This window comes from Sphingopyxis sp., assembly GCF_035565275.1.
Classification (GTDB): Bacteria; Pseudomonadota; Alphaproteobacteria; order Sphingomonadales; family Sphingomonadaceae; genus Sphingopyxis.
The window spans coordinates 1-7557 of record NZ_DATMST010000283.1 but is presented as its reverse complement, the minus strand read 5'-3'; the positions used below and the strand labels follow the sequence as shown (position 1 = coordinate 7557).

The following is a 7557-nucleotide window of genomic DNA, read 5'->3' as shown; positions in this document are numbered from 1 at the left end:
CTCGCGCGCGCCGCCGACGATCCACGATTTCGGGGGCTTTCCCGACGAACTCTTCGCGATGCGCTATCCCGCGCCGGGCGATCCGGCGCTGGCGGCGCGGGTCGTCGACCTCCTTGCGGGCCACGGCCTCGCCGTCACCGCCGATCCCGACCGCGGGCTCGATCATGGTGCATGGGTGCCGTTGTCGCTGATCTATCCGGATGCCGACATTCCCGTCGTTCAGCTCTCGATCGCATCGAACGCGTCGCCCGAATGGCATTATGCGCTCGGCCAGGCGCTCGCGCCGCTGCGCGACGAAGGCGTATTGATTATCGGATCGGGCAGCATCACCCACAACCTGCGCGCCTATTTCACGACCCGCCCGCCGATCGACGCCCCCGCGCCGCGATGGGTCACGGACTTCACCGCCTGGATCGCCGGGCGCATGGCGGCGGGCGCGGTCGGCGATATACTGCACGCGGTCGAGCGTGCGCCGCACGGGCGCGACAATCATCCGACCCCCGACCATATCTTGCCGCTGTTCGTCGCTCTCGGGGCTGGTGCAGGCCCGGGCGGAACCGCGCTCAAGGCCGAGCGGCTGCACGCCAGCACGACCTACGCCGTGCTCGCGATGGACGTTTATGCTTTCGATGGCGAGACAGCCGGCGCCATATAGCGCCCTCCGGCCAAAGCCGGGATCACGCCCTTGCGCCGGATACCGGCTTCTCGTCGCGGCGCAGCGTCAGGACCTCCACGCCGTCTGCCGTCACCGCAACGGTATGCTCGAACTGGGCCGACAGCTTGCGGTCGTCCGTCACCACCGTCCATCCGTCCTTTTCGGTCGACACCTTGCGGCCGCCCTGGTTGATCATCGGCTCGACGGTGAACACCATACCCTCGCGCAGCCTCATTCCGCTTCCCGGCTGCCCGAAGTTCAGCACATTGGGCTCCTCGTGCATCTCGCGGCCGATGCCGTGTCCGCAATATTCGCGCACGACCGAATAGCCGTTCTTCTTCGCATGCCGTTCGATCGCAAAGCCGATGTCGCCCAGATGCCCGCCGGGCCGTACCTGCCCGATCCCCCGCCACATCGCCTCCTGCGCCACCCGGACCAGCCGCTTCGCGGCGGGCGCGACGCTGCCGACCATATAGGTCTTGCTCGAATCGGCGATGAAGCCGTTCTTTTCCAGCGTGATGTCGAGGTTGATGATGTCGCCCTCGCGAATGACCGCGCGCGCGTCGGGCACGCCGTGGCAGACGACATGGTTGATCGAGCAGTTCAGCACATACTGAAAGCCATATTGCCCCTTGCTCGCCGGACGCGCCGCGAGGTCGACAGTGATGAAACGGTCGACGAGATCGTTGACCTCCATCGTCGACATGCCGGCAAGTTCCACGTCGTCGAGCATCTCGAAGACCGATGCGAGCAGCTTGCCCGATACGCGCATCAGCGCCAGCTCGTCCGGAGTCTTCACCATGTCAGGCGGCCGCCAGATCCGGAGCACGCACCTGTACGGCGGCAAGCTGCATCCGGACGATCTCGTTGAACGACAGCGCCGGATTGGCCTCGGCCAGCATGCCGATCTTCATCCAGTATTCGGCCTGCGCATTGATCGACCGGCACATGACATGGCTCGCCCGGCGCGCTTCCTCGTGCAGTTCGTCGTCGATTTTCACGATGCCCATCGATCGTCCCTTCAAACAGAATATACGAACCATATATGATCCATATGTTCGCAGGTCAATTCGGGCTGGGCCGCCGACGCATCGACGGCTAGGGTCGCGGGATGACCGAGAATGTGATCGTGAACGACCGGATGCAGCAGGACTATCGCTACGCGCGCACCGCCCCGATGGGGCAGGGGTTCGATCCCGGTTTCCAGCCAGAGCTCACGCCTGCCGAAATGCTGCACCTTGGTGTGTTCTGCGGCAAATATATGACCGACTGCGCCGCCGAATTTCCCGCGAGCTGGTTCGAAAATGCCAGGCTCGCCCCGGACGGCGCCGATTGCTCGCTCAACTATTATGGCGTGCGCGCCAGCGTGCCGCTCAGTGTCTGGATCGCAAAGGGGTGGATCCATCCCGACGATCCGCGCGGCTGGTTCCAATGGTATTGCCGCTATTATTCGGGACGGCGGATGGCGGGCGAGGATCATCGCCAGATCGCGCGCTGGCGGGCGTTCCGCCGCCACGCCGCGCAGGTCCGCAAACATTGCGAACCCGGCGATCCCTTTTGCCGGCCGAAGCAAAGGCAGGCGCTGCTCCAATGGGCCTATGACAGCCGCGATATCTAGCCCGGCTGACCGTTTTCTTCGCAATCGCCAATTTCTGCCGACGCGTGACCGCCATCACAACGCGCGCGCGGCGCCTGTTCTAGACGGAACGAAGATGACAATATCCCAACCTATTCTGTATGTTGGGGTCAAAACAGGGAAATGCCGATCCATGGCCAGCCGCCGATACCGCTTCTTCGCTCTCCTCCTCGCGGCACCGCTGTGGACGGCCGCGCCGGCCGCCTTCGCGCAGGACCCGGCCCCGTCCAGCGAGCTCGACGCCGACCAGCAAAAGATGCTCGACCTCCTCAATCGCGGCATGGATTTCGACCGCGCGGGCAAGACGCGCGAGGCCGGCGAAGTCTACCGGCGCTGGATTGACGAAGCGACCAGGCGCTATGGCGCCGACGGACTGATCACCAGCCTGGGATATCGTCTGCTCGCGGGCAATCTCGAGGACCGGAACCAGCCGAAGGAAGCCGAAGCCTATTGGAAGCGCCTGCTCGACATCAACCGCAACATCCTTGGCGAAAAAGACGACGAAACGCTCTTGGCCTATGGCGCCCTTTCGTCGAATTACATCAAACAGGGCCGGTTCGCCGACGCGCTCCCGCTGCGCCGCACGATCCTCGCCGTCCGGACCGCGACCAAGGGCGAACTCGATCCCAAGACGATCGTCGCGAACAGCAATCTCGCGTCGGTGATGTCCGAACTCGGCGATATGAAGGGCGCCGAGGCGCTTTATCGCAAGTCGCTTGCCGCAGACCTTCAGGTTCATGGCGAAAACCACCGCGAAACCGCGTCCGACTATGGCAATCTCGCGGTCGTCCTGCGCAGCCTCGGTCGCTACGACGAAGCCGGGCCGCTGCTCGAGAAAGCGCGCGCGATCGACGAGAGATTGCCCGGCACCAGCGATGCCGACGTCGCGCTGCGCCATTATAACAGCTCGATCAATTTCGCCGACATGGGACGCTATGCCGATGCGTCGGTATCGGCGAACAAGGCGCTCGACCTGTGGCGGACCGCCAGGGGCGACGACAGCGCGGAAGCCGCGCTCGGCTACACCGCGGTCGCTTACAGCCTGACGCTCGAGGGGCGCTTTGGCGAGGCCGATACCGCCTATCGCAAGGCGCTCGCGATCCGTTCGAAGACGCTGGGCGAAGCGCACCCGCTGACCGGCGAAGCCTATAACAACCTCGCGCTCAACATGGAAAAGCAGGGACTGCCGCCGACCGCGATCGAGCCGCTGGTGCGCAAGGCGCTCGACATCACGCGCCAGTCGCTCGGCGAAAGCAGCGAGCGGTCCGCGACGATGTACGGCAATGTCGCGCACAATCTCAACCAGCAAGGCCGCTATGCCGAGGCCGAACCGATGTACCGGCGTGCGCTGGAAATCCAGCAACTCATCGCGGGCTCCGATCACCCGTCCTACGCCACGCTCCTCATCAACCTCGCCCATAACCTCGCCGACGACGGTCGTTCGGATCAGGCCGAACCGCTGATGCGGCAAGCGCTCGGCATTTTCCGCGCCAAGTTCGGCGACGACAACCCCGAAACCGCCTGGGCTTACACCAGCCTTGGTTCGACGCTTGGCGAACTCGGCCGTCACGCCGAGGGCGCCGAAATGGCGATCAAGGCGCTCGAAATCCGCCGCCGCCTGCTTGGGGAAAATCACCCGCTGACTGCCGCCGCCTATAACAGCGTCGGCGCCGCGCTCGTCCGCAGCGGCGGGCTTGAAGGCAAAGGCGACAAGGCGGCCGAACCCTATTATCGCCAGTCGCTCGCGATCCTGCAGCACAGCCTTGGCGATACGCATATCGACACGGCGCGCGCCTATGACAATCTGGCGTCCAGCCTGCTGCGGCAGGGCAAGGCGGCCGAGGCCGAGGCGGCGGCGGCCAAGGCGGTCGCGATCGTCCGCCGCTTCGACGACCAGACCGCAACGGGCAGCAGCGCCGTCGCGCTGTCGGCGCTCGACCGGCAGCAGGCCAATCCCAACCGCGGCATCTTCACCACCTATATGAACGCTGCCTTCGGATTGATGAGCGACACGCCCGATGCGGCGGGCCAGTCGCAGCTTCAGGACCGCGCCTTCCGCGCTGCGCAGGATGCAGTCAGTTCGGCCTCGGGCCGCGCGGTACTCCAGACCGCCGCGCGCGGTGCCGCAAAGACGCCGCAGATGGCCGAAGCGGCCCGGCAGGAACAGGACCTCGCCGCGCGCGCGAACCTCCTCGACAAGAATCTGCTGCGCGCGCTCGCCGACCAGAAGCCTGTCGAGGCGGCGCGGCTGCGCGGCGAACTCGACGGGGTGCAGGCCGAACTCGCCGACGTCAGCGCGCTGATCGACAAGAAATATCCCGCCTACCGCCAGCTCGTCTCGCCGCGCCCGATCGGGCTCGCCGAAACGCAGAAGGCACTCAGGCCGGGCGAAGCGCTGCTGCTGATGACCGAAGCGGCGAACACCTTTCACCTCTTCGTCGTCACCCCGAACGCGGTCGGCTGGAGCCGGCCGGGGAAGGACATCGATCTGATCCTGAAGCAAATCTCCGACCTGCGCTGCGACGTCGATTTCGCGACCTGCTCGGCGGCGCGCAAGGCCGAACTCGACGCGCTGCCGATGTCGGCGCGCGAACTCGAAGGCCAAAGGCGCTTCGACCTCGACACCGCGCACACGCTCTACAAGGAGCTGATCGAGCCGATCGAGCCACTGCTGAAGGACACCCGGCGTCTCTACGTCACCAGCTCGGGCAAGCTCGGCGACCTGCCGCTCGCGATGCTTTCGGCTACCCCGCTGCCGGAAGGCGCCGACCTCGCCGATCCGGACACGCTCGCCCGCGCGGGCTGGCTTGCCGACCGCTACGCCTTCACCAGCCTGCCGTCGGTCGCCGCGCTGACATTGCCCGCCGAGATCCGGACCGGACAGCGTGGCAAGAGCTTCCGCGGCTACGGCGCCCCCGTCCTGCTCGGCGGCGACACCGGCTCGCGCGCCGCTGCCGGGGTCGGCGTCTTCGACGGCGTGTCGCGATCGGGCTCGCCGCTCGCCGACCCCGACGCGCTGCGCAAGCTCGCTCCGCTGCCCGGGACCAAGGTCGAACTTGCCGCGATGGCCGACCTGTTCGGCGCCCCGCCCGCCAGCCTGACCCTCGACCGCAACGCCACCGAAACCGCGCTGCGCCAGGACACGGCGCTGGCGACCAGCGATATTGTCGCGATCGCGACCCATGGCCTGCTCCCCGACCCCAGACTGGGTCTCGGCGAACCGGGCCTCGTGCTCACCCCGCCAACGGCGCCGAGCGACGGCGACGACGGCCTGCTTACCGCGACCGAGGCGGCGAAGCTGACGCTCTCGGCCGACTGGGTGATCCTGTCGGCGTGCAACACCGCATCGGCCGAAAATTCGGGCGGCGGCGACAGCCTCTCGGCGCTCGCGCGCGGCTTTCTCTATGCCGGCGCCGACGCGCTGCTCGCAAGTCACTGGCGCGTGTCGGACGAGGCGACGGCGGTCCTGACCGTCGAAACGCTGACGGCGCGGCGCGCCAATCCCGGCACCTCGCGCGCCGAGGCGTTGCAAATGGGCATGAAGGCAGTACGCAGCGGCAAGCGCGCCGACGGCACCGCGATCAAGGGCTGGAAGCCCGGCTGGGCGCATCCCGCCGCCTGGGCCGCCTTCACCAACATCGCCAACCGCGACAATTAGGATCCGCACGAAGGAGCGCATTTCCCTTCGGCGCGAGGCACATTATATCGGCGCCGCACTGTAAGGGAGTTTCCGCCGCATGCCGATCATGGCCGCCCGCGTTTATCACGACGGAAAACTCGTCCGCGAGATCGGTCCTGACGAGGAGCTTCCGGAAGATTGCGACGATGGCGATTTCTTCTGGCTCGGCCTCTACGAGCCGACGCCGGGAGAGCTCGAGGGCATCGCGAAGCGCTTCGGGCTGCATCCGCTCGCGGTCGAGGATGCGCTGAAGGCGAACCAGTTGCCAAAGGTCGAGGCCTATGGCGACCAGCTGTTCATCATCACGCGCACCGCCAACCTCGATGCCGACACGATCCATCCGGGCGAAACCGCCTTCTTCCTCGGCCCGCATTTCTTCGTCAGCGTCCGCCACGGGTCGGCGCGCACGCACACCGACGTCCGCGCACGGCTCGAAAGCCTGCCCGCGAAGCTCGCGCATGGCCCCGACTATGTGCTTTATGCGGTGCTCGATTTCATCGTCGACGGTTATTTTCCCGTCGTCGACGCGATCGAGGACCGGATGCTGCTGGTCGAGGAAAGCGTGATGGACACCCCGCTCGATGCCGCCGAAATCCGCCATCTCTATTCGCAGCGGCATGAAATCATCCGCTTCCAGCGCCTCGTCGGCATGATGAAGGATGTCGCCGGGCGGCTTGCGACCGAAGAGGATCTTCCCAACATCGATCCCGCGGTGCGCCCCTTCTTCCGCGACATCTGGGATCATGTGCAACGCGCCGAGTTCCGCCTTGCGGGCCTGCGCGACATCGCCGCGTCGGTCATCGAAACCAACGGCATGCTCGAACAGCAGCGCCAGGGCGTGATCACCCGCCAGCTCGCCGCCTGGGCCGCGATCCTCGCGGTGCCGACCGCGATCGCGGGCATTTACGGCATGAATTTCGAACATATGCCCGAACTTGGCTGGACGTTCGGCTATCCGCTGATCGTCGGCGCAATGGCGGCGATCTGCCTGACCCTCTACTGGCGTTTCAAACACATCGGCTGGCTCTGACCTTGCCCCGGGCCGCCCGATAGCCTAAAGAGGCGGCTCGGCCTTTTACCGGAGTATGCAGGACCATGGATCGCAACTGAACGCAGCCTCACCCGCTTTGCCTTCAGGAAAGTCTATCCATGCCCTCCATTACGCTCTCCAACCTTGGCTGGTCCACGCCCGACGGCCGCACCATCCTCTCCGGCCTCGACCTCCAGTTTCAGCCCGAACGAACCGGCATCGTCGGTCGCAACGGCGTCGGCAAATCGACGCTGCTCCGCCTGCTGACCGGAGAGCTGGCACCGGCAACCGGCCATATCGCGATCGACGGCAGCGTCGCGATGCTGCACCAGACGGTACAGGTCGGCGCGGATGAAAGCATCGCCGACCTGTTCGGCGCCCGCGCCGGCCTCGCGCTGCTCCGCAAAGCCGAGGCGGGCGAAGCCGGGGTTGAAGAAATTGCCGAGGCCGACTGGACGCTCGAGGCGCGGATCGATGAAGCGCTCGCGAATGTTGGCCTGCCCGTACCCGCCGACACCCCGCTCGTCGCGCTCTCGGGCGGGCAGCGCACGCGCGCC

7 protein-coding genes are annotated in these 7557 nt (G+C 66.2%); 5 read left to right on the top strand and 2 right to left on the bottom strand.

All coding sequences use genetic code 11. The annotated features are described in order from the left end of the window. Positions 1 to 655 (top strand): class III extradiol ring-cleavage dioxygenase (locus tag VN047_RS18725; RefSeq protein ID WP_325545348.1); only part of this gene is annotated, 655 nt, incomplete at its 5' end. 22 nt (positions 656 to 677) lie between these two features. Here VN047_RS18725 and map read toward each other — a convergent pair. Together map and VN047_RS18715 are read right to left on the bottom strand one after the other, a co-directional pair. Continuing rightward, entirely contained in the window at positions 678 to 1457 is a 780-nt protein-coding gene (map, locus tag VN047_RS18720) for a type I methionyl aminopeptidase (RefSeq protein ID WP_325545346.1), read from the bottom strand. Position 1458: 1 nt separating this feature from the next. Beyond that, positions 1459 to 1665, bottom strand: coding sequence for a ParD-like family protein (locus VN047_RS18715; RefSeq protein WP_325545344.1), 207 nt, complete (start codon positions 1663 to 1665; stop codon positions 1459 to 1461). A gap of 101 nt (positions 1666 to 1766) precedes the next feature. Between VN047_RS18715 and VN047_RS18710 the strand changes: the two genes are divergently transcribed. From VN047_RS18710 to VN047_RS18695, 4 genes are all read left to right on the top strand, one after another. Next, the gene (locus tag VN047_RS18710; protein ID WP_325545342.1) at positions 1767 to 2273 is read left to right on the top strand and encodes a hypothetical protein; all 507 of its coding nucleotides are present in this window, start codon (positions 1767 to 1769) and stop codon (positions 2271 to 2273) included. Positions 2274 to 2424: 151 nt separating this feature from the next. After that, entirely contained in the window at positions 2425 to 5949 is a 3525-nt protein-coding gene (locus VN047_RS18705; protein ID WP_325545340.1) for a CHAT domain-containing tetratricopeptide repeat protein, read from the top strand. A 79-nt stretch (positions 5950 to 6028) separates the two neighbouring features. Next, on the top strand, positions 6029 to 7000 hold the full coding sequence (locus VN047_RS18700; protein ID WP_325545339.1) for a magnesium and cobalt transport protein CorA: 972 nt from the start codon (positions 6029 to 6031) through the stop codon (positions 6998 to 7000). Positions 7001 to 7119: 119 nt separating this feature from the next. After that, on the top strand, positions 7120 to 7557 hold a 438-nt coding region (locus VN047_RS18695; RefSeq protein WP_325545337.1), incomplete at its 3' end, for an ATP-binding cassette domain-containing protein.

Coding starts and splice junctions, on each gene's coding strand:
- map (WP_325545346.1), bottom strand. CDS start 1,457: ATGGTGAAGACTCCGGACGAGCTGGCGCTGATGCGCGTATCGGGCAAG.
- VN047_RS18705 (WP_325545340.1), top strand. CDS start 2,425: ATGGCCAGCCGCCGATACCGCTTCTTCGCTCTCCTCCTCGCGGCACCG.
- VN047_RS18700 (WP_325545339.1), top strand. CDS start 6,029: ATGCCGATCATGGCCGCCCGCGTTTATCACGACGGAAAACTCGTCCGC.
- VN047_RS18715 (WP_325545344.1), bottom strand. CDS start 1,665: ATGGGCATCGTGAAAATCGACGACGAACTGCACGAGGAAGCGCGCCGG.
- VN047_RS18710 (WP_325545342.1), top strand. CDS start 1,767: ATGACCGAGAATGTGATCGTGAACGACCGGATGCAGCAGGACTATCGC.